The following is a 21750-nucleotide window of genomic DNA, read 5'->3' on the forward strand; positions in this document are numbered from 1 at the left end:
ATCAATCAGGCAGGGGCAGAGATCCTTGGCTATAAGTCTCCGGAAGAAGTGATTGGACTTAAGGTAAAGGATGTTTATGTAAATCCGGATGACCGGAAAGAATTAATTGATACCCTGGAAAAGGATGGTATATGGAGAAGTTTTATTTTATATTGCAGGAGGAAAAATGGTGAGCGGTTTATTTCCGAAAGTACTTGTAACCTTGTACGTGATGAGGCTGGTAAGCCGGTAAGAATTGATGGGATACTCAGAGATATAACGGAAAGATAAATAATATTTGAGGAAAAGATTATGTTATGGTCTATAATGGGGACGATTGCTGCAATTTGTACAACGGTAGGATTTATACCGCAAATTATTCGCGGCTTAAAAACGAAGTCATTATCTGATGTTTCGCCGATGATGATGACTCTTTTATTTGTAGGATGCAGTCTGTGGATGGTTTATGGGATTCATTTAAAAAATCTTATTATTGCACTTGCGAATGGGTTTACCCTTTCATTTGTTACTACTATTATTTTATTACGTATTTTATTTAAAAAATCAGCGCAGGATCTTGGTACTGAAAAGACCTGATTATTCTTTCGGTGTCATTTTCATAAGATAGAAAAATAGAAAGTTTACAAAAAATAAGTTTTTTCAAATTGAGTTTGCAAAACGATACAAGGTGAGATGTATTATTGCCTTATGATTTTACACGAGAGGAAGTATGCTAAAGATGTGTCATCAGAGTAAATTTAAACAATCTGACTACTATTTCTCAAGGTGAATAAGGTTATTTCTGGTCGTGCACAGAATCTTATCGGTAAACAAGAAGTTCCAATGCCTTTATTTACATACATAATTGTTTTTCCTTCCCGAAACAATCCTGATGCATAGCGGATACAAAATTTAGAAGATGTAACCAGAGACCCATAAAAAGGCAGATTGACCTGCCCGCCATGAGTATGGCCTGCTATGACAAAATCAATATCTCTATACTGAATCATTTCCATAATGTCTGGATTATGGGACAATAAGATTTTTGGTTTATTATCCATGCCCTTCAGGGTAGCTTCTAAATTAACTTTCCCTTCCCATAAATCATCTATACCTGCAATAAAAATATAATCCTTTTTTCTATATAGGGGGATATGTCTGTTGATTAATACATGGATACCTTCCTTACGGAGTGTATCGAAAGCGCTTCCTTTATTATCATGATTTCCTACTACGGCAAAAATACCTTCTTTTGCCTGTAATTCTGCCAATTCTTTTGTGACGGGCAGGAGAAAATTATCGGAATTATGGATATAGTCGCCTGTCAAAACAATAATGTCAGGAGCTAATGCATTTACCTTCCGGACACATCTTCGGATAAATTCCCGGGGAACATATTTGCCATGATGAATATCAGAGAGTTGCGCAATCGTCATTCCCTCAAATCGTTTTGGCAGGGCATTAATCTTTATGGTGATAGCGTTTATTTCAACCCAGCGAGGTTCTAACAGGCGGCTATAACCCCCAAGGGATGCAGTTACAACTATATGACCAAACGCGCTTTGCATGAAAGTACGTCGGGAAATCATTCTTCATCCTCGTTGCATGGATTATATTTGAACATACGTATAGATTAAACTGTACGCTTTGAACTGGACTCCGGGATTTACATGCATACAGTGAAACAGAATCATGTGAAATGTTTTAACTCAATCGAAGGTAATCGAAGATCTAATTGAACATATAGGGAGTTTAATTATGTAAGGCGCCCCCTAGAGTTACCTGGCAAGGCTCAAGCTCGCCCTACGTCACTTCTGTTTTTTCATGAGTGCTACCAGGGATAATCTAATGTATTTTATCTGTCTTGTATCAAGAAAATCATCATCTTTTAAGATCACAGGGGGATGCACAATCTGCACAAATTCCTTCTTCCCACTCTTCTTTAACAAATGATATCCAGTCTTCCGGGGAGTTTCGGCAGGACAAACATATTCCAAGATCACAAAGCCCTTCAACTGCGTTGCTTGCATCATTTATTGCAGCTCCACAGCATGCGCATTGCCAGGTAATCATATCACTGCTTATATGGCCACCTACGTCACACATTTTGTACTCCTTTTAATTTATGTTAAGCGTTAAGCTTTTTTTTGTTTTGATACTCGTCTATGAAGTATTGTAATACATCAGTCTCAGTAATCAAACCAATTAATTTATTTCTATCTTTTACTACTGGCAGGCATCCTACCTTTTTATCGATCATGATCTTTGCAGCTTCTTCGACTGTAGTATCTGGTGAAACAGTAATTACATTCTTTGTCATTACTTCTGAAACCTTAACGGAGTCCAGAAATTCCTTATTCTCTCTCCAATTTGTAAGAATAGAAGTTAGCGAAGCACGGTAGAGGTCTCTCTGGGATAAGATGCCTACAATATCTTCTCCTTTCATAACAGGTAAATGTCTGATTCTTCCCAGATACATGATATCGTTGGCAAAACCAAGTTTTGCGTCAGCATTCAATGTTACCAGTTGTGTTTTCATCATCTCTTTTACTAGCATCTTTCTCCTCCATTTCTATGGCATCTTTAAGCCTTATTTCCCATTCTGACCCATAATGATTTTGAAGATTTTTTTGTATCTTCGCTTCCCATCTATCATATGCTTGTCTTATTGTAGTAATTGGCTGATGTTTTTCTGATATATAGAGAACTTTATGTACTTGTTTTGGAAGAGGAATCAGGATATAGTCTTGTTCTTTTTTCCCTTCACATATGGTTACACAATGAGTATCTTGTGCTTTTAATATTGTTTTTCTTGCAGTCATAGCATCCTCACTGAGAAATATATTTCGCATTGCTTCTGCCCGGTCTTGAATTGCATAAAAGGCCTGCCACTCTCTCTTGTATACAAGTTTCTTGTATGTACGGGAAGCCGTATATTCGTTAAAGATACATGGGCCGCTAATCTTGTGATATACGGATTCTCCTGCCATGTCCGGATATCCCATACATTGGCTAGGCCTGGATTTATAAATACTGCAGCGTAAGTCCATTTTTAGATTGGCATCCGGCGATGCCTTTGAGATCGTAAAATCCAGAAATTTGCATGAGTCATATAATTCGTTTTTATATCCTTTGCTCATTACTAATAATTTAACATATGGTGAACCCGTACCCTTTCTCCATAGTGATTTGAAAAAACCGATATGTCCGTTATTGGGCGGAATGACGCAGGTAAAGCAGCACATTCCATCTGAGCACTCGCTTTCCACAAAGGTCATAGTACAGGAATTTCCGTGTGTTGTGCAATTATTATTCATACGAGCCTTATATTCAGGATTCAATGCGTGTTACTTTTTCCTCAATCAATTGACAAACCAGCTTGTATCCTTCGCTCGATTCATTATAGCTAGGTATCCTCTTAATGATTTTCCTGGCCATTTCCTGGAGTTCTCCCGTGTTAAAAACACCATTAATATTAGTAATCAGGATTCTTCCCAGTTCTTTTGAGTAGGCGCCCACAAAATCATAAATCCCCCCAATAATAGTCAATTTGTTCTCTTTTACCCTATTACCATAATATTTTAATGCCTTTTCTACTTGATAATCTACATTTATTTGACTCAGATAAGCAAGCTCTTTCTTCTCATTCCTGATTTTTTCTAGTTGTGGTATTCCTCTTTCAATAGGGATTGTCAAGGGAAGCATTTCGCTTTTTACCTCATGACTAATTTTTGAATAATCTGTTTTTATGAGTTTATCAAAAGATTTTGCCAGATTAACAATTTCTTCGGATTGTGTTATGCAGGCATGTGTGGCAAACTTTACGGCGCCACAATCCGTATGACCAAGGACAAGCATAACAGGGGTATTAAGGACGAGAATTGAATACTCTATAGACCCTCTATTGATGGCTACCTGATTGCCGGCATTTCGAATGATAAATACTTTATTGAAAATATCTATTCCCAGAATCTCACCCTGTACCCGGGAATCAGCACAGGTAAGCAAGGTAATATACGGATTTTGATGTGTTGCATATGCCAGAAATTTTGTCTCATCTGTCTTTTTAACAAAGGCCTCGTTATGGACTAGCAAGTGCCGAAAAATATTTCCAACTTCCATACATCCTCCTTAATATATTTAAACTTTTTATATATAGTAAAGTTTCTCATCTTAACCACATTATGGTTCTACAAAATAGAGAAAACTTTATCCCTCTAATGAGCGGTTTTTAAAATACCATATCTAAAGTTAAAAGGATGTAGAGCTGGATAGATGTTTTGTTCCGGTTCTCTGTTACGTTGTCTCGAAATATTTTTTATGTTCCCATTCTGTTACCTGTATTCTGTATTCATCCCATTCAGCTATTTTTGAATGTATATAAATTTGGTACGTGTGTGTGCCCAAGGTTTGTTCCATCAATTTACTTTTTTTCAACTCTTCGATTGCTTCTCCTAAAGAGCCGGGTAAGGTAGCAATATTTCTGTACGCTAACTCATCCTTATTAAATTCATATACATTTTCTTCTACAGGATTAGGGGGTGTCATACCTTTTCGAATCCCATCGAGTCCTGATTCCAGCATAACTGCAAGGGTAAGGTAAGGGTTATTGCTGGGGTCTGGACATCTTAATTCTACTCTGGTCGCTTGCTCTCTTCCGGGAGAATATCTTGGAATCCGTATCAGGGCAGATCGATTCTTTTGTCCCCAACAAATATATACGGGAGCTTCATATCCCGGTACCAATCTCTTATAAGAATTTACTGTCGGAGATAGAATAGCACTCATTGCCCTTACATGCTGTAGCTGTCCTGCAACAAATTGTTTTGCTACCTTACTCAGTTTATATTCATCCTTTTCATCGAAAAAGATATTCTTTCGTGTATTGAGATCAAAGAAGCTCTGATGGCAATGCATCCCACTGCCACATACCCCAAAAATTGGTTTTGGCATGAAAGTAGCATATAAATCATGTTTATGCGCAATAGACTTTACCACCTGTTTAAAGGTTAATGCATTTTCCGCCGTCTTCAATGCTTCTGCGTATTTAAAATCAATCTCATGCTGGCCAGGAGCTACCTCATGATGGCTCATTTCAACGTTAAGTCCCATTTTCTCTAACGTGAAAATAATATCTCTCCTTACATTCCCGGCAAGGTCTCTTGGTGAGAAATCGAAATAACTTCCTACATCATGCGGGGTAGGCTCTACTTGTCCATTGCTTTTTGGTTTGAACAAGAAAAATTCTAATTCAGGTCCTACGTTATATCCAAAGTTCATGGCCTCAGCATTTTTAATTGCTCTTTTTAGGATATATCGAGGGTCACCCTCAAAAGGGGATCCATCAGGCATGTATACATCGCAGAATAATCTGGCGGTTGCTTCTTCTGTTTCCCAGGGAAGCAGTGCATAGGTATTTGTATCGGGTTTTAAAAACATATCGCTTTCGCAAATCCTTGTGAAACCATCAATTGAAGAGCCATCAAACCAAATACCTTTCTCTAAGGATTCCGGGAATTTTTCTACCGGTATAATAACGGCTTTGATATTTCCATTGATATCTGTGAACTGCAACTGGATAAATTTCACATTGTCTTCTTTTGCGCGATTGATTATTGCTAAATCTGCATGCTCGCTAGTCATGTAAATCTCACCTTTCTATACATTATTCATTATTTATCTAAAAAATAGCTTATAGCATGGTCTGTATATCATCCTCATTAAAATAATAAGATGATTATCAGTATCTATGAATATAACCTATGATGCTAGATACCACTACTATGGCATGATTATTGTAGAGTTGTTTAAACTTAACCCATAGTGTAAGATCCATTGAATTTATTAAAAAAATATACTGCAACCAGGGTATTTTCTTTTCTACAAAAAAGTTTGTTAATTCTAATCATATTATTGTAAAAAAACAAGTAATTTATGATCAACTGGTATTGGGTTCCTGCTTGACACTCTAAACGTATCGTGCTAAACTTCAGTTTACGTTATAATTTAGTATTCAGAATACTACATCTTTTACTCAGAGAATTTAAGGTAAGAATAAAATATTTCTATTGAGAAGATTATGGGGAAAATTATTGCAGTTTGTATAAGCGAAAAGAAGGGCACCCAAAAAAGGGATATCCGCTCATGTAAACTTATTGAACAGTTTGGTCTGGAAGGAGATGCCCATGCTGGAAAATGGCATCGCCAGGTAAGTTTACTGGCAAAAGAAAGCGCAAATAGTATGCGCGAGAAAGGATTGAATATCAAAGATGGTGATTTTGGAGAAAACATTGTAACAGAGGGTATCGAACTAAAATCCCTTCCTATAGGGACTTTGTTAAAAATTGGCGAAGGTATACTTATTCGGGTGACTCAGATTGGCAAATTATGCCATGATCGTTGCGCTATTTACTACAAGGCTGGTGATTGTATTATGCCAAGAGAAGGCATTTTTGCTGAAATTATTACCGGGGGCACTATTAAAGTAAACGATGAAATTACCGTACTTGAGAAGGATGCAGCAATAAAGATATGATTCAGGCAGCTATCTTGACATTAAGTGATAAGGGGTTCAGAGGAGAGCGAGAGGACAAGAGCGGTGAGGTTATTCGTAATATGCTCATGGGTATTGATGCTGTTGTTGCCGCCTATGAGATTATTCCTGACGAGAAGGAACTTATTACAAAAAAACTCCTCGAATTTGCTGAAAAATCCGATCTCATTATCACTACAGGTGGCACCGGTGTGGGACCCAGAGACGTTACACCTGAGGCAACACGGGCAATCATAGAAAAGGAGTTACCAGGTTTTGCTGAAGCTATGCGAATGGAAGGACTCAGGCATACTCCCAGGGCTATGGGTTCAAGGGCTATTGCCGGAATTTATAAACAGACACTTATTATTAATCTTCCCGGCAGTCCTAAAGGTGTAGCTGAAAACCTGGCCGTTGTTTTACCTGTTATTCAACATACCATTGGTCTTATCAAAGGCAATGTCAGCGATTGCGCAAAAGACCGCGAGAAGCACTAACAATTAAGATATATTCTCAGAATAAATAATAGTATCAGTATCATTCCTGGGGGCAACAGTCCAAATCAATCCTATTTCCTCTTTCAAAACATCATTATCCACATGTTTTCTTTATAAGGGAAATAAGATCATTTCCCTCTTATGAACACAATACTATCAATTTAGGAAAGCTAAAGCCTAAAAGGCTGGCATAAGATAGCTTGGGACGAATAGTTCTCATGATTTTCATGGATTTATATTGACTTGAAATCTTATTTGGCTTACCTTCTGTGGATAGTCTCAAATTAAAAGCATATCGGCTGTGATTAAAATTAAAGTATTATAGTCTTGGTTTGAGGCACAATTTTATAAAGGAGGAGCAATTCATGAAGAAATTGATTGTGTTGGTGGTTTTGTGTTTGTTTATATGTGGCCTTACAAAGGTAACGATCGCAGGCGATATTTATGGGTATGTATACGATACTAATGATAAAGCTATACCTGGTGTTGAAATATCTACAAAAGACAATCATAACGTTTATAGTAAAGAAACATCCGGTAGTGGTCTTTATTATCTTTCTTTAAAGGTAGGAGCTTATACAATCAAATATAAAAAAGAAGGTTATCAAACTCAAATGAATGATATAAGTTTACTAAAGAATGAAAAAAAATGCTTAGAAATGGTTGTTATGGTGGCAAACCCTATTCCGGCTGACTAAATTTTGTAAGTAATCGTAAAAGGGATAGGGTAGTTCCTGAGAATTGTAACCTTGAAGCCTCCCTGATAATTTTACTTAGGACGTTAACGTACGCAACATGGCAAAACCGCCAAATAATGAACATGTTGCAAAGCAAAAGCAATTCAAGGGTAAGATATCAGGTAATGTTAGATAGACTTTAACCCTCAAATATTATTTGACTTATCGAATATTTTTGATTAAAGTATTAAAAATTTAATCTACTTTAATCCATATCACAAAATATGTTATTCAGGATAGGAAAATTAAAAATATTTGGATAATCTCGCAGTTAGGACAGAAGGGCTTACAAAGATTTACAGGGATTTCTGGAGACGTAAAAGTACCTTAGCCCTGACGGATCTCAATCTCAATATTGAACGTGGAGAGATATTTGGTCTGCTCGGTCCTAACGGATCGGGCAAAACGACTACAGTAAAATTATTACTTGGTCTTCTGTTTCCCACCTCTGGTAAATCCTGGTTATTAGGATACCCTTCAAGCGATTTAAAGATTAAAAGCAAGATAGGGTTTTTACCGGAGGAGTCTTATTTATATAAATTTCTTAATGCAGAAGAAATTTTAGATTTTTACGGAAAACTTTTTAGTATTCCAAGAAGAGAAAGAAGAGGACGGATTGATAAGCTAATTCACGATGTAGGACTATGGCTGCATCGGAAACGTCCATTAAGCCAATATTCAAAAGGTATGCTCCGGAGAATTGGACTGGCGCAATCCATGATAAACAACCCGGAGTTGATACTATTGGATGAACCTACAAGTGGGTTAGATCCTATTGGTAGTTATGAGATTAAGAATCTCATCCTGGAATTTAAAAAACAGGGGAAGACAGTTGTTCTTAGTTCCCATCTTCTGGCTGATGTTCAGGATATTTGTAACCGAATTGCTATTCTGAGTAAAGGTATTTTGCAAGTAACAGGTAGTGTTCGGGAATTACTTTCTCAGAAAGATGTTATACAATTTCTGGTAAGGAATCTCTCACAGGGCGATATTCAGGCAATAGAGAATTTTATTAAGAATAAAAACGGTAGTGTACTCTCTATCGGTCACCCGTCCTCAACTTTGGAAGAGTTATTTGTAAAGACCATACAAAACCAGTCATAATATAGTTCTTTATATAGTTCTTTCGCGTGTTTACAATACTACTAACTATTGCTAGTCATACCTTTCGGGAAGCGATTCGAAAGAAAATACTGCATGTATTGATTGGACTTGGCATTCTTATTATGGCTGTTGTATCTATCGTTCCGACAACAGATGAACCAGATGCCAGGATCAAAATAATGCTTGTGGTATTTTTTCAGGTAGTAGTGGTTCTCTGTATGGTAGGGATAATTCTTCTCTCTGCTACCTCATTACCTCATGAAATAGAAGACAGAACAATTTATGGTATTTTATCAAAACCTATTTCGAGATTAAAGGTCATTGCAGGAAAAATACTAGGTTTTACCTTAGTATCAGCCTTTGTGTTGGTGATTTTAAGTTTTTTCAATATAGTTGCCGTTCAGCGAATTACAACACAATTACCAGGCAAATGCCAAGATATAGTAAAGGCAAGGAATGAATGTAAGGTATCACGGTTTTTCATTCAGGGTAAGCCGCATCATATTAGTGAAGGAATCGTATGGATTGAAGGTGGAAGGACAGGGATTGCTGTATGGAATTTTTCCGATGTATACAAAAAGCTGAATAGTAAATTTTCCCTTGAAGCGGAGTTCCATGTAAAGATTGAGAGTAGTGGAGATTTTATTGATACGATTCCGTTAGTTGTAAGGATAGAAAATACCGTTTCAGGACAGGGTAAGACCGAGGTTTTATCAGGAAAGGCTGACGAGCCATTTAACGTGAAAATAGATCCTGATATTGTTCAGGACAACAGTGCCGTAACGATTACTGTTTTCCCTGTACATAAGACGGATTATATCGGTGTAACCCCTGCTGATGTCAGAGTATTTAGTGTGCAAAAAGGTTTTGTCTCTAATTATACAAAGGCTGTTTTTATAACCTTTTTGAAATTTTTTTTAATCGTAGTGATCGCTGTCATGGGATCTACGTATCTATCCGCTCCTGTTAATATACTATCATCTTTAATTATTTTTTTGTGTGGGCACGTGTTAGATTTTATCAAAGATTTCTCTTTTCTTATTCAAAACCATGATCTCCACGGACATTCTTCTCAAGCGGTATCTGGAGAACCTAATATTTTCTTGATTTACCTCGATAGTGTTATGGAAAAGGTCTTGGAATGGTTTTCGGTTATTTTGCCGGATTTTAAGAAATATGATAGTTTGCAATTTCTTCTGAAAGGCATAAATATTCCTTTAGAAACCGTTGGGATTTCTTTAGGATATACTGCTTTGTATGCAGGTATTTGCCTCATTATATCCTCCATACTATTTAAGAAGAGGGAATTTTTCTAAGCACTTTTGATGCGTCGAAAGAGGGTTTTTCTTTTAGGGATATTACTAGGCGCTATTTTCCTTGTTAACATGGGGATTGTTTCTCTTCAGGACTCGTCAAAGCCGGGTATTATTCACTATGATCTGACCGAAAATATCCCCGTACTTCTTTTGGGAAGCTTTCGGGGAATTGCAGTTGATTTTCTCTGGGCAAGAGCCATTGCTCGGCATGAGGAGAAAAAATATTACGAATTATTAACCATTAACAACCTTATATCAAAATTGCAGCCTAATTTCCCTGCGGTTTGGATTTTCCAGGCATGGAATATGGCATATAACATTGCCCATGAGTGGGATGCGCCACAAAACAAATGGAAATGGATTCACGCTGGATTAGATTTTGCAAAAAGGGGTGCAGTAAAAAATCCGAAGAGTGGCGATCTTTTCTTTGAGCTTGGATACATGTATTTACATCTGTTCGATCAGAGGTTTTTTACCTATGCAGCTTATTACCGGGAACAGTTGAAGAAAGAGGACGGAGAGGATAATTATGAATCATCGCTTTATTGGTTGAGAAGGTCTCTTTTGAATACCCCGAAGCTGTATAATATTTTAGCCATAGAAAGAACTATTTGCCACGCGTTAGGGTATGCTTCGGCATGCGCAGAGAAAGAAGGGAATTTTGATAAGGCACTACAGTATACAGAATCAGCTATACGGGAATGGAATACCTATCGGATAAATCATCCGGAGGATGCTTTGACTTATGTGGATGATTTCATAAATACACTTGAGATGAAAAGGGTATTTTTGCAAACTTTATTAAAATAGAAAGGAGAAAAATCTAAATCAATGAATAATTTTAGGCATAAGTTTAAACCTGTTTTTAAGAATAACCGTGTTAGTATTGTGATGATACTTTTAATGCTAACCATTCTGATCGTTGGGGTATCGAAGTCGGGTGTATTTCCCCGTAGCGCTCAGGCTGCGTTAAAGGCGGGTGGAGAAAAACCCGTATTCGATATTGGGGAATCCACGCAAACAGAAAGGCCATTATTCGAGTTAGAAGGGTCTGTTCATAAGGTAACAGAAGAAACATCGCATACAATACCAAGATTGTGGTGGGTTGCACCGATTGGTGCATTATGTGCTCTTTTTTATGCAAGAAAATTCTACAAAGAAGTTATGAAGGCGCCTGAAGGGAATGAAAAAATGGTTTCGATAGCCCATCATGTGAGAGTAGGGGCTTATGCCTATCTGAAACAACAATACAAAGTAGTAAGCATATTCTTTCTTGGCGCTTTCCTTGTCCTCCTTTTTATTTCCTTCGGACTACATCTCCAGTCCAAGGTAGTGCCTTTTGCATTCCTGTCCAGCGGTTTCTTGTCTGGTCTTGCAGGCTTCCTGGGTATGAAAACAGCCACAAGCGCCAGTTCAAGGACAGCGGAAGGCGCAAGGAAATCCCTGAACCAGGGACTGCAGGTTGCATTCAGAAGTGGTGCTGTAATGGGGCTCATTGTCGTGGGTATGGGTCTTTTGGATGTTTCCTTATGGTTTTTTGTATTTCGCAAATTTACCAATATTTCCCTGCTTGATATGGCTATGATGTTACCGTGTTTTGGTATCGGTGCTAGTTCTCAAGCCTTATTTGCAAGAGTGGGTGGCGGGATATTCACTAAGGCAGCCGATGTAGGAGCTGATTTAGTTGGTAAAGTAGAAGCTGGTATTCCAGAGGATGACCCGAGAAATCCTGCTACTATTGCGGATAACGTTGGGGACAATGTTGGTGATGTGGCTGGTATGGGTGCGGATTTATATGAATCGTATTATAATTCGATGCTGGCTTGCGCAGCACTAGGAGTAACTGCCGGTTTAGGCATTACAGGGATGATCGTACCGATGGTCTTATCGGGAATAGGAATCCTCCTCTCTATCATTGGTATCTATGCTGTTAAGACAAAGGAAGAGGCCTCACAGAAAGAGCTTCTAAAGGCATTGGGAAAAGGGATCAATCTGAGCTCAATCCTGATCCTGATTCTTTCAGCGGTGGTTATCAAATATTTATTACCTGAAAATTTCGGTGTTTGGGGATCGATTGTAACCGGTTTAATAGCCGGTGTTATTATCGGTAAAGGCACGGAATTCTATACCTCTTCTAATTATTCACCGACAAAAGGTATTGCTGGACAGGCAAAGACCGGTCCGGCTACCGTAATTATTGATGGTATTGCTACGGGGATGATGTCTACCATTATACCGGTCATTACGATTTCCATAGCAATCTTATTAAGCTATGCCTTTGCGGGTGGCTTTTCAAATATCTCACTTGGATTGTACGGGATTGCTATTGCAGCAGTTGGCATGCTTTCAACGTTGGGATTAACATTAGCTACCGATGCTTATGGGCCTATTGCGGATAATGCCGGTGGTAATGCGGAGATGAGTGGTCTGGAACCCTATGTCAGAGAAAGAACTGATGCACTCGATGCATTAGGAAACACAACAGCAGCCACAGGAAAGGGCTTTGCTATTGGCTCTGCCGCACTAACTGCCATGGCATTAATTGCTTCCTTTGTGGAGCAAATAAAAGTAGGATTAGAAAAATCAGGGGTGCATGTTATCCAGATTGCCGGAGTTTCTATGGATCTGGCCAATGCAAAATTATCGGATCTTATGCATTACCTGGATATTACTTTGATTAATCCCATGGTGTTGGTAGGTCTGTTTGTCGGTGGTCTATCAGCGTTTATCTTCAGCGCTATGACGATGAAGGCTGTAGGCCGTGCTGCCGGAAGTATGGTAGAAGAGGTGAGAAGGCAATTTCGGGAGATTGCGGGTATTATGGACGGAACAGGAAAGCCTGACTATGCGGCATGCGTTGCTATCAGTACGAAAGGGGCACAGCGGGAGATGCTCGTTCCTTCTATTCTCGCATTATTGGTACCTATTGTTTCTGGTTTGATACTGGGTGTTCCTGGTGTCGTAGGACTTTTAGCCGGCAGTTTAAGTGTGGGTTTCCTGCTGGCGGTCTTTATGGCAAATGCGGGTGGAGCATGGGATAACGCAAAAAAGTATATTGAGGGTGGAGCTTTTGGAGGAAAAGGCTCTTCTGCGCATAAGGCTGCTGTCGTTGGCGATACGGTAGGCGACCCATTCAAAGATACATCAGGGCCATCCTTGAATATTTTGTTGAAATTAATGTCGATTGTATCGGTAGTATTTGCGGGGATTATTATCAAATTCTCACCAAAGATAGGCGCCCTATTGCATCTCCATTGAGAAGAACACTAGCCGCAGAAAAAGGTATAAAATACACTTCCCTTCCCTGACAAACAGAGGGAAGGGAGGATCTGTGGACCGTGCGTTAAAATTTAGATAATACTATTTAAAACCGGAGGTAGTTATGCAGGGTGGTATGATTACAGAAAAGGATGATAGAATATGTCCTAATACAAATTGTCAGTATGATAATCATGTAAAGGGAGCAAATTTTTGCATTCTCTGCGGCACGCTTCTTTACCATAGATGCGAAAATTGTGTCGATGTGAACCCGCGTTATGCGAGATTTTGTTACTATTGTGGAAGCAGTATAACAGATGTTAAGCCTTCTGCTCAATATGAGGCTGATTTTGGTGGAAATATAGGTACACAGCAGAGATAAATTTAAGGAGAGACTGAAACGATAAACTCAAAGGAAACTGCAACTATCTGTGCTAAAATTGCTGAAGATAAGAAGGCTGAAGATATTCTGATCTTTGATGTGCGGGAAGTAACCTTTATTACCGATTTCTTTGTTATTTGTAGTGGATCTAATAAACGGCAATTACAAAGCATTGCACGCGATATAGAATTAAAACTCCATAGTTACGGTATTCATATGGTAGGTATGGAAGGATACGAAGATGCCTTATGGATACTGATGGACTATGGAGATGTTATAATTCACCTTTTTGATAAGGAAAAGCGTCGTTTTTACGATTTAGAACTTTTATGGGGCGACGCTCCAAAAATACATTGGAAATCCAATGCTTAAAAGTATTAATAGCTGCTCTTTTGGGGACGACTAAAACTCGTTATTCCTGATATACCTAATTTTTGTGCCCTTTTAATATTTTTAATTCTGCGGCTTTCCTCGCGGCGCTTCTTTTCCGATGGTTTTTCAAAATAAGCAATACGTTTCGATTGATTAATGATACCTTCTTTATCGCACATTTTCTTGAATCTTCTTAATGCATCTCTTATATTTTCATCCTGCGTTATTTGTATTTTCGCCATAAATAATCTAATATTCCTTTCTTTAAATTGTTATCTGGTTAAATTTTTTGAATAAATATTTTAATTTATATAATATTCTACGTCAAGTAAAAAATCTTATTTAAAATACGAGTATGTTTATAAAAGCGACTATATCAAAGCTGGTAAGTAACCAAAATTTAAGTCTTGAAGATAGTATGGCGGTGATGACAGAAATAATGGAAGGAAATGTTACTGATGCACAAATTGCATCTTTTATTACCGCTTTACGTATGAAGGGAGAAACTGTCGAAGAAATTACCGGATGTGCTTTAGCCATGAGAAAAAAGGCTATTAAGATCAGGGCGGAAGATGGTGTTATAATCGATACATGCGGGACAGGCGGGGATGCTAAAAATACCTTTAATATCTCTACTGCTGCTGCCTTCGTCGTAGCAGGCACCGGTCTGAGAGTGGCAAAACATGGTAATAAAGCATCATCCAGCCAGTGTGGGAGTGCAGATGTATTAAAACAGTTAGGTATCAATATTGAAGCTGATGTTAAGATAGTAGAAAGATGTATCAGGGAAGCTAATATTGGATTTCTCTTTGCTCCCCTGTTGCACCAGGCAATGAAATATGCCATCGGTCCCCGAAAGGAAATTGGAATTCGTACGGTATTTAATATTCTTGGGCCCTTAGCAAATCCAGCCGATGCTACCCATCGTATTCTTGGTGTGTATAGTGAGCACTTAACTATTATTATGGCAGAGACCCTGCAGCGGCTTGGGGACCAGCATGCCTTTGTCGTACATGGATTAGATGGTATGGATGAGATAACGATTGCAGATAAGACCAAGGTGTGTGAACTTGTAGGAAATACGATAAAAAGTTATTATCTCAATCCGGAAGACTTTGGTATAAAAAAATCAAAGCTTTCTGAGTTACTCGTAAATACACCGGATGAAAGTTCTCAGGCAATTAAAGAAGTATTGGATGGTATTCAAAGTCCAAAAAGGGATGTGGTGCTTTTAAATGCAGCAGCAGCGATTATTGCGGGGGGACTGGCAAAAGATTTTATGGAAGGGTTAAAAATTGCAGCACAATCTATCGATTCCGGGAGTGCAAAAGATAAGCTAAGGAAATTACAGGAAATCAGTTGGCAATCCCTGTAAGCGTGAGGGTAGCGAAAAAAATGCAAGCCTCTTGTCTGGAGGGTATGTCATGAAACTTTCCGATTTTTTAGATAATAAAGTCATTACCATAAATCTCAAAGCAAGGCACAGGGGAGCTGCGTTAAGTGAGATGGTGGAAATTCTCAAAAAAGCTGGGAAGATAAAAGACTCTGATACAATAATAAAGGCACTTTTGGAACGTGAAGCAACTGGTACCACGGGTATTGGGCAAGGGATGGCTTTTCCCCATGCGAGAATTTATGGACTTAAGGATCCCGTAGTCCTGGTCGCTCTATCGCAATTGGGTGTCGATTTCAATGCAAGGGATGCAGAACTCGTCTATCTCTTTTTTCTCTTTTTAACTCCTACAGAGGAAACATCACTCCATCTTCAGATACTCTCAAAGACATTAGCGATTTTTAAAGATAAACAATTTCGTCGCTCACTTCAGCATGCCAAGACATCAAGCGATGCCTTCAGTATTATTCTTAATTATGAGAAGGGTGGAAAAGAGGTCTTTTTTCCTCTTTCTATAGATGAAATATACAGGGAACTTGGAACAAATCCTTTAGGACTGTCTGAATCAGAGGCAAAAAGACGACTTGAAAGTTATGGTCAAAATATTCTCAGAGAGGTGAAGAGGAAGAGTCTCATTCTGAGATTTATAGAAAATCTCTATAATCTCCTTGCCATTCTTCTATGGATTGGCGGATCCCTTGCCTTTGTTGCTGATATGCCTCAGTTAGGATATGCCATATTTGCAGTGATATGTATTAATGCTGTTTTTAGCTTTTGGCAGGAATATAAGGCAGAAAGGGCTTTGGAAGCTCTGAAGAAATTATTGCCCCGGAAAGCAAAGGTATTGAGGGATAGTAAAAACAGGGAAATTCCCATTGAAGAGATTGTTCCTGGTGATATTATCATTTTGGAGGAGGGTGATAATATATCGGCTGATGCAAGGCTCATAGAGGCCTTTAATATGAGAGTTGATAATTCTGCCCTTACTGGCGAGTCAAAACCTATCTACAAAACATCGGATGCTGTGCCGGAAGAAAGGGAATTTATGTGGACTGAATTTCCCAATATGGTATTTGCAGGGGCTACCGTGACTTCCGGAACAGGTAAGGCATCAGTAATTGCAACGGGGATGTATACTGAGATAGGACGGATTGCATCTCTTACTCAGGAACTTAAAGAAGAGAAAAGTCCTCTCCAGCGAGAGCTTGAGAAGGTTACAAAGATTGTTACCATGCTTGCTGTAGCGATGGGTGTTGCCTTCTTTTTCCTTGGCACGTATATAGGCGGTCTCAGTATTACCGCTGCATTTATTTTTGCCATCGGTATTATCGTTGCCAATGTTCCGGAGGGATTACTCCCTACGGTAACCTTATCATTAGCTATAGCCGTTCAGAGGATGGCCAAAAGAAATGCCCTCATAAAGAAGCTTTCATCTGTAGAAACTCTTGGTTCGACTACCGTAATCTGTACAGATAAGACAGGCACCCTTACTACCAACGAGATGAGTGTAATAAGGATATTTGTTAATGGAAAGCTTATTAACGTTAGTGGTGCCAGATATGAGCCGGCAGGAAATTTTTATTTTAGGGGGATAAGTCTTTCCAGGGAAGAAATAAGAAAGAATGGAATGTATCTTTTCTTTGATAGTTGTGTGTTATGTAACAATGCAGGTATGCTTCCTCCGGAAAGAGATGGTGAAAGGTGGGGTATTATGGGAGACCCTACTGAAGCCGCCTTGCTTGTTATGGCTGCTAAGGGAGGAGTCGATGTTGAGGAGAGGAGAAAGACTTTTCCACGGATTGGTCAACTCTCCTTCGAGTCTGTAAGGAAGAGAATGACCTCTATTAATCTGTCAGATAACAAAAAACCTGTAGCTTATGTGAAAGGAGCGCCTAAGGAAATTTTGAGCCTCTGTACCGGTATAGTAATACATGGAAAAGCGGAAGCACTGGCAGACTCCATGCGCGAGGCCATTATAGCAGGGAATGATTCCATGTCAAAAGAAGGGCTTCGGGTGTTAGGTATTGCATACAGGCCACTCAATTTTTCAGAAGGATTTACCATTCAAAATACAGAAAAGGAGCTTATATTTTTGGGGCTGGCAGGCATGGCAGATCCTCCAAGGCCTGAGGTACCGGAGGTCATAAAACTATGCCACAGGGCGGGAATAAAGGTAGTTATGATTACCGGGGACTACGGTCTTACGGCCCTTTCGATAGCGAAGAAGATAGGTCTTGTAAAGACCCAAAATCCCAGGGTTATAACAGGCTTAGAACTTGCCAGGATGGATGACGAAGCTCTTAAAAAAGTATTGCGGGATGAAGAGGTTATATTTGCCCGGGTATCACCAGAGCATAAGATGAAAGTGGTTACAGCCTTCAAGGATATGGATGAGGTTGTAGCCGTGACTGGCGATGGGGTGAACGATGCCCCGGCCCTTAAGAAGGCTGATATAGGTGTTGCTATGGGAATAAGGGGTTCTGATGTGGCGAAAGAGGCATCGGCTATAATTCTGACCGATGACAACTTTGCTTCAATTGTTGCTGCTATCGAAGAAGGAAGAGCAGTCTTTGCCAATATAAAAAAATTTGTTACCTATATCTTTGCCAGTAATATTCCTGAAATAGTACCCTTCATAGTCTTTGTCTTATTCAAGATACCTCTTCCTTTAACGGTCATGCAAATACTGGCTGTTGACTTAGGCACGGATATGGTTCCTGCGCTTGCATTGGGGACAGAGTCACCTGAGCGTGGAATTATGGATAAACCTCCGAGACCTAAGAATAAGAGGCTTTTAGATATACCTTTACTCTTAAGGGCCTATTGCTTTCTGGGCCCTATGGAGGCCGTCGCCTGTATGGCAGGATTCTTCTTTATCTACTTCCAACATGGCTGGAGGCCAGGCGTAGAAATGCCGGACGCAGGACCTATTTACCTTACAGCCACTACCATGACCCTTGCTGCGATCATAGTAACCCAAATAGGAAATGTCTTTGCATGCAGAACCGATAGGGAATCGATCTTTAAGGTTGGCTTCTTTAGCAATAAATTAGTGCTATTGGGAATAGCATCAGAGTTAATAATTATTTCGGCTCTGGTGTATATTCCATTCCTGGAAAGGATATTTGGCCTTGCACCGATAGGGTTAAAGGAATGGGGATTTCTTTCTGTTTTTGCTCCAACCCTCCTCTTAATAGAAGAAGGGAGGAAGTGGATAATGAGAAAGTGGCGGCAGTAAACATTTTCGTTCCTGCCAGTATTTTTAAATCAGGTAATCTGGGAAAGGTATCAAATTCCTATTATTGTCAATATTTTATTGTTTTCGGCTTGATTTCCGGGTTTGGCTCTGATAAAAAACAGAAACTGTATGGATATAATAACTTGTCAAGCGTCCGGCCGGTATAGGCAATTTACAGAGAAATACTCCTGTACCTCTGGCATGAGGAGCGTAAAATCTTACGATTTCTTCTTATAAAAAAACGGAGTTGGTGTAGGGCAAGGCTTTAGCCTTGCCGTGAGCAATGAGGATATACCATAATTCTCATGAAGCTTCTATAGAGATGACTATCTAACTGAGGGATTTTAGATGAAGTCGATTAGCGATATTTTTGCAAAGACCTACGAAACACAAGAGGGATTATGCTTCGTCGTAATGCCATTTTCAGAAAATCTAAGCGAGATTTACGAAAGAGTGCTCAAACCATCGGTTACGAGCGAGCCCCTTCTCATGCGCTGTATTCGTGGTGATGAAGTATATACGGACAAGCCAATAATGGGTGATGTCTGGGAGTTCATTCAGAAGGCTGAGATTGTTATTGCCGATTTAACTGGGAGAAACCCAAACGTGCTTTACGAGCTTGGCCTTTGTCATGCGCTCTGGAAGAAGGTCGTCATGATTGCCCAATCTATTGAGGACTTGCCTTTTGACCTTCGCCATTTTCGGGCGATTATCTATAAACACACACTACGCGGCGCTGATGAGTTGCGGGAGAACTTAGTAAGCGCAATTATGGAACTGCGTGCGTTGCCATCCGCATCGGGAGGAGTCGGATTTCTCCGGGATGACCCCGATTCTCTCAAGGAATTCGATGGAATCCGGGTTATTGCGAAGAAAGACACTTCATCCCCAACGCGAATTGTAATCAGACGAGCGCATACGACTCAGATAAAGTATCCAACCATCACCATCTCAGTTTCTACGATAAATGTGACTGAGGATGGAGAGACCGAGTTCAGTATTGGGTATATAATGGCTGGTTCCCGTATTCCAGAAAGCTTAAAAATTAAACTATATCCGTCCCAGTACATGACGGTTCGTAATACACGCTCCGTTCAGCTATTTTACCTGACCCTGAACGCGATTGATCCGGAGCGGAAGAGTGCGCTAATCGATATCGTTCCGCTACTAGCAGAAGAAGGTGAAGTGCCATCTGCATCAGGCTAAGGGTGCCGTTCTCTGAGAGGAATGTGTCCACTTTTTTCCTCGAGAAAGATTTACTCTTACCCGCATTTTTTGCCACAAAGGGCAGGGCAATCGCATTAAAATGAGAATTGTAGGCGGCACTGACAAACTCCGTTTGTCAGTGTTTTCTATTCCCTTTGTACATTCAAACAGACACGGACAAACCATTCCTGCTCAGGGCATACAGAAAATAATTAAGATGCGGTCGTGTCCAGTATCGGTCTTATGATAGTCACAGAAAAGTACCACATTACGCTGCTCATATCTCTCTCAAATATCCCCAGGTGTGGAGTTTGTCTGAGTCCTCAAACCATCTCTCTCCAATGTCGTCTCTGTAGTAGACGTGTGGTATGATGATGTTTTTGATTCTTTTGTAGACTTGTGCTTGTGCTTCTTTCATTGTTTGTCCTGTTCCGCATACGATGAGCACAACTCCTGTGTTTCCTGTAACAATCCATTTATCATTGACGAGTTTAACATCTTCGATGTGCACTCCTTCCGCTGGTTTTTTCTTGAAGTGTATGATTGAGTCTTTTGATTTGATCTTGAATGTTTCTTTGTCATTAAAGGGGAATGGTGGTACGACGAGCCGTACGCCTATTTGAAATCCTTTTTTAGTTTTGAACTCTTTGAGCTTTCCTGTCGCAATGCCGTGGAGGAATTCTCCGATGGGTGTGAGCATCCCTTCCTGTTGTATACTGATGGTTGGGTAGCCGAAGCGAGATGTCCACTCGAGCGGATAGATACCGTTGTTATTCACAATGCAGTTGATGTCGATATAACCTGCGTAACGTTCTTCCGCGAGTTTTTGTTCGAACTTTTTGAGTGTTGCATTAAAGATCTTGTTCGGTCCTGACCAGAACATCGAAGTTCCCATTTCTCCTGTTGACGGTCCCAGGTTTCCGGGAAAGAGTTTTTTGTGTTCAAAGTTGATGTTGATAGGGTAGACGAATTCTTTCCCGTTGAAGAATGCTCCGACTGCGATTTCTACTCCTGTGATGCGTTTTTGGAGCTGGAAGACCGGTATTTTTTTCGCGAGCGCTTTTTTGTAATCTTCGAGCACTTGTATGACGTCTTTTCCGTCTTCTTCTTCTCCGACAAAAAGGAGTCCTTTTGTGTTTTGTGATTCTCCGCTTGGCTTAATGACATAGCGTCCGGGGTTTTGGTAAACGTAGGTTATGGCATCTTCGAAATTTGTGAACTCTTTGTAGAGGATGATGGGTATGCCGTGCTTTTTAAGTTCTTCTTGTCCGAAGGTGCGGTCATCTTCGAGCTTGTCCGTGTAGGGTGTTCCTCCGATTACATTTTTTCCTTGTTGTCGTAATCGTTGTGCTTTTGCTCCTTGGCCAAGCACGTCGTCAAAGATGATTACATCTGCCCAGGCGACTTCTGTTTCCCAATTGTCTACTTTTTGTATAAATCCGTCGCCGACTTCTTTTTCATCTTCACTTTCAGTGTAAAACTTAACAGAGTGTCCTTCCCTGGCGACATGCCATGCGACGTCGGCAATCAAAGCGTCGATAGTAACGAAAAGAAAATTTTTCGGAGTCGGAGTAAGGGTTTTTTGTTCGTTCAATAGTGCCTCGCCATATGATAAAAAGATGAACAGAAATTGCTTTTTCCTTTGTGGATATAGATATAATAAGATAAACCTGAAGAAAATTGCAAGGTATTTAATTCTTTTGATGTGGTGAAAATGGAAGAAGACATATCTTTTC

23 protein-coding genes are annotated in these 21750 nt (G+C 39.6%); 15 read left to right on the plus strand and 8 right to left on the minus strand.

Features of this window, described 5'->3' with window-relative positions:
- Positions 1–270 (plus strand): PAS domain-containing protein (locus FBQ94_RS00480; RefSeq protein ID WP_285441919.1); only part of this gene is annotated, 270 nt, incomplete at its 5' end.
- Between the two features lie 21 nt (positions 271–291).
- On the plus strand, positions 292–576 hold the full coding sequence (locus FBQ94_RS00485) for a SemiSWEET family sugar transporter (protein WP_007220816.1): 285 nt from the start codon (positions 292–294) through the stop codon (positions 574–576).
- A gap of 161 nt (positions 577–737) precedes the next feature.
- On the opposite strand, the gene FBQ94_RS00490 is transcribed toward FBQ94_RS00485, so the two are convergent.
- The 6 genes from FBQ94_RS00490 to FBQ94_RS00515 all read right to left on the minus strand — a co-directional run bounded on the left by FBQ94_RS00490 (position 738) and on the right by FBQ94_RS00515 (position 5622).
- Positions 738–1568 carry a metallophosphoesterase gene (locus FBQ94_RS00490; RefSeq protein WP_007220817.1) on the minus strand — a complete coding sequence of 277 codons (831 nt, stop codon included), beginning with the start codon at positions 1566–1568 and terminating at the stop codon, positions 738–740.
- Positions 1569–1860: 292 nt separating this feature from the next.
- Positions 1861–2085, minus strand: coding sequence for a hypothetical protein (locus tag FBQ94_RS00495; RefSeq protein ID WP_007220818.1), 225 nt, complete (start codon positions 2083–2085; stop codon positions 1861–1863).
- 22 nt (positions 2086–2107) lie between these two features.
- The gene (locus FBQ94_RS00500; RefSeq protein WP_007220819.1) at positions 2108–2536 is read right to left on the minus strand and encodes a CBS domain-containing protein; all 429 of its coding nucleotides are present in this window, start codon (positions 2534–2536) and stop codon (positions 2108–2110) included.
- The gene (locus FBQ94_RS00505; protein WP_285441920.1) at positions 2487–3296 is read right to left on the minus strand and encodes a hypothetical protein; all 810 of its coding nucleotides are present in this window, start codon (positions 3294–3296) and stop codon (positions 2487–2489) included. The genes FBQ94_RS00500 and FBQ94_RS00505 overlap by 50 nt, the downstream gene beginning before the upstream one ends.
- Positions 3297–3309: 13 nt before the next feature.
- Positions 3310–4101 (minus strand): carbonic anhydrase, encoded by a 792-nt coding sequence (locus FBQ94_RS00510; RefSeq protein ID WP_007220821.1) that lies wholly within the window; start codon positions 4099–4101, stop codon positions 3310–3312.
- A 174-nt stretch (positions 4102–4275) separates the two neighbouring features.
- A complete protein-coding gene (locus FBQ94_RS00515; protein WP_007220822.1) occupies positions 4276–5622 on the minus strand; it encodes a glutamine synthetase family protein in 1347 nt (448 codons plus the stop codon).
- A 436-nt stretch (positions 5623–6058) separates the two neighbouring features.
- On the opposite strand from FBQ94_RS00515, the gene FBQ94_RS00520 reads away from it, so the two are divergent.
- The 9 genes from FBQ94_RS00520 (at position 6059) to rsfS (ending at position 14177) form a co-directional block, all read left to right on the plus strand.
- Positions 6059–6514, plus strand: a complete 456-nt coding sequence (locus tag FBQ94_RS00520; protein WP_007220823.1) for an MOSC domain-containing protein — start codon at positions 6059–6061, stop codon at positions 6512–6514.
- The gene (locus tag FBQ94_RS00525) at positions 6511–7008 is read left to right on the plus strand and encodes a MogA/MoaB family molybdenum cofactor biosynthesis protein (RefSeq protein WP_007220824.1); all 498 of its coding nucleotides are present in this window, start codon (positions 6511–6513) and stop codon (positions 7006–7008) included. The genes FBQ94_RS00520 and FBQ94_RS00525 overlap by 4 nt, the downstream gene beginning before the upstream one ends.
- A gap of 365 nt (positions 7009–7373) precedes the next feature.
- Entirely contained in the window at positions 7374–7706 is a 333-nt protein-coding gene (locus FBQ94_RS00530; protein ID WP_007220825.1) for a carboxypeptidase regulatory-like domain-containing protein, read from the plus strand.
- Between the two features lie 294 nt (positions 7707–8000).
- Positions 8001–8849 (plus strand): ABC transporter ATP-binding protein, encoded by an 849-nt coding sequence (locus FBQ94_RS00535; RefSeq protein ID WP_007220826.1) that lies wholly within the window; start codon positions 8001–8003, stop codon positions 8847–8849.
- A 26-nt stretch (positions 8850–8875) separates the two neighbouring features.
- The gene (locus FBQ94_RS00540) at positions 8876–10165 is read left to right on the plus strand and encodes an ABC transporter permease (protein WP_007220827.1); all 1290 of its coding nucleotides are present in this window, start codon (positions 8876–8878) and stop codon (positions 10163–10165) included.
- Between the two features lie 9 nt (positions 10166–10174).
- On the plus strand, positions 10175–10975 hold the full coding sequence (locus FBQ94_RS00545; RefSeq protein ID WP_007220828.1) for a hypothetical protein: 801 nt from the start codon (positions 10175–10177) through the stop codon (positions 10973–10975).
- A 21-nt stretch (positions 10976–10996) separates the two neighbouring features.
- A complete protein-coding gene (locus FBQ94_RS00550; RefSeq protein ID WP_007220829.1) occupies positions 10997–13423 on the plus strand; it encodes a sodium-translocating pyrophosphatase in 2427 nt (808 codons plus the stop codon).
- 124 nt (positions 13424–13547) lie between these two features.
- Entirely contained in the window at positions 13548–13805 is a 258-nt protein-coding gene (locus tag FBQ94_RS00555; protein WP_007220830.1) for a zinc ribbon domain-containing protein, read from the plus strand.
- A 21-nt stretch (positions 13806–13826) separates the two neighbouring features.
- Positions 13827–14177: a ribosome silencing factor gene (gene rsfS / locus FBQ94_RS00560; RefSeq protein WP_040543551.1), complete on the plus strand. Its 351-nt coding sequence runs from the start codon at positions 13827–13829 to the stop codon at positions 14175–14177.
- Between the two features lie 5 nt (positions 14178–14182).
- On the opposite strand, the gene rpsU is transcribed toward rsfS, so the two are convergent.
- A complete protein-coding gene (rpsU, locus tag FBQ94_RS00565) occupies positions 14183–14419 on the minus strand; it encodes a 30S ribosomal protein S21 (RefSeq protein WP_007220832.1) in 237 nt (78 codons plus the stop codon).
- A 113-nt stretch (positions 14420–14532) separates the two neighbouring features.
- Here rpsU and trpD point away from each other — a divergent pair, with 113 nt between their 5' ends.
- From trpD to FBQ94_RS00585, 4 genes are all read left to right on the plus strand, one after another.
- Positions 14533–15552, plus strand: coding sequence for an anthranilate phosphoribosyltransferase (gene trpD, locus FBQ94_RS00570; RefSeq protein ID WP_040543552.1), 1020 nt, complete (start codon positions 14533–14535; stop codon positions 15550–15552).
- Positions 15553–15601: 49 nt separating this feature from the next.
- Positions 15602–18808 carry an HAD-IC family P-type ATPase gene (locus FBQ94_RS00575; protein ID WP_007220834.1) on the plus strand — a complete coding sequence of 1069 codons (3207 nt, stop codon included), beginning with the start codon at positions 15602–15604 and terminating at the stop codon, positions 18806–18808.
- A complete protein-coding gene (locus FBQ94_RS00580) occupies positions 18781–18975 on the plus strand; it encodes a hypothetical protein (RefSeq protein ID WP_007220835.1) in 195 nt (64 codons plus the stop codon). The genes FBQ94_RS00575 and FBQ94_RS00580 overlap by 28 nt, the downstream gene beginning before the upstream one ends.
- A 322-nt stretch (positions 18976–19297) precedes the next feature.
- Positions 19298–20014, plus strand: coding sequence for a hypothetical protein (locus tag FBQ94_RS00585; protein WP_285441921.1), 717 nt, complete (start codon positions 19298–19300; stop codon positions 20012–20014).
- A gap of 277 nt (positions 20015–20291) precedes the next feature.
- On the opposite strand, the gene FBQ94_RS00590 is transcribed toward FBQ94_RS00585, so the two are convergent.
- Positions 20292–21608, minus strand: coding sequence for a phosphoribosylglycinamide synthetase C domain-containing protein (locus FBQ94_RS00590; protein WP_007220837.1), 1317 nt, complete (start codon positions 21606–21608; stop codon positions 20292–20294).
- Positions 21609–21750: the final 142 nt, after the last annotated feature.

The organism is Candidatus Jettenia sp. AMX1 (assembly GCF_030263775.1).
Lineage (GTDB): Bacteria > Planctomycetota > Brocadiia > Brocadiales > Brocadiaceae > Jettenia > Jettenia caeni.

Bases quoted from the DNA above. Each gene is read 5' to 3' on its own strand.
- FBQ94_RS00485 (WP_007220816.1), top strand. From the start codon at position 292: ATGTTATGGTCTATAATGGGGACGATTGCTGCAATTTGTACAACGGTA.
- FBQ94_RS00490 (WP_007220817.1), bottom strand. From the start codon at position 1,568: ATGATTTCCCGACGTACTTTCATGCAAAGCGCGTTTGGTCATATAGTT.
- FBQ94_RS00495 (WP_007220818.1), bottom strand. From the start codon at position 2,085: ATGTGTGACGTAGGTGGCCATATAAGCAGTGATATGATTACCTGGCAA.
- FBQ94_RS00500 (WP_007220819.1), bottom strand. From the start codon at position 2,536: ATGCTAGTAAAAGAGATGATGAAAACACAACTGGTAACATTGAATGCT.
- FBQ94_RS00505 (WP_285441920.1), bottom strand. From the start codon at position 3,296: ATGAATAATAATTGCACAACACACGGAAATTCCTGTACTATGACCTTT.
- FBQ94_RS00510 (WP_007220821.1), bottom strand. From the start codon at position 4,101: ATGGAAGTTGGAAATATTTTTCGGCACTTGCTAGTCCATAACGAGGCC.
- FBQ94_RS00515 (WP_007220822.1), bottom strand. From the start codon at position 5,622: ATGACTAGCGAGCATGCAGATTTAGCAATAATCAATCGCGCAAAAGAA.
- FBQ94_RS00520 (WP_007220823.1), top strand. From the start codon at position 6,059: ATGGGGAAAATTATTGCAGTTTGTATAAGCGAAAAGAAGGGCACCCAA.
- FBQ94_RS00525 (WP_007220824.1), top strand. From the start codon at position 6,511: ATGATTCAGGCAGCTATCTTGACATTAAGTGATAAGGGGTTCAGAGGA.
- FBQ94_RS00530 (WP_007220825.1), top strand. From the start codon at position 7,374: ATGAAGAAATTGATTGTGTTGGTGGTTTTGTGTTTGTTTATATGTGGC.
- FBQ94_RS00545 (WP_007220828.1), top strand. From the start codon at position 10,175: ATGCGTCGAAAGAGGGTTTTTCTTTTAGGGATATTACTAGGCGCTATT.
- FBQ94_RS00550 (WP_007220829.1), top strand. From the start codon at position 10,997: ATGAATAATTTTAGGCATAAGTTTAAACCTGTTTTTAAGAATAACCGT.
- FBQ94_RS00555 (WP_007220830.1), top strand. From the start codon at position 13,548: ATGCAGGGTGGTATGATTACAGAAAAGGATGATAGAATATGTCCTAAT.
- rpsU (WP_007220832.1), bottom strand. From the start codon at position 14,419: ATGGCGAAAATACAAATAACGCAGGATGAAAATATAAGAGATGCATTA.
- trpD (WP_040543552.1), top strand. From the start codon at position 14,533: ATGTTTATAAAAGCGACTATATCAAAGCTGGTAAGTAACCAAAATTTA.
- FBQ94_RS00575 (WP_007220834.1), top strand. From the start codon at position 15,602: ATGAAACTTTCCGATTTTTTAGATAATAAAGTCATTACCATAAATCTC.
- FBQ94_RS00585 (WP_285441921.1), top strand. From the start codon at position 19,298: ATGCGCTGTATTCGTGGTGATGAAGTATATACGGACAAGCCAATAATG.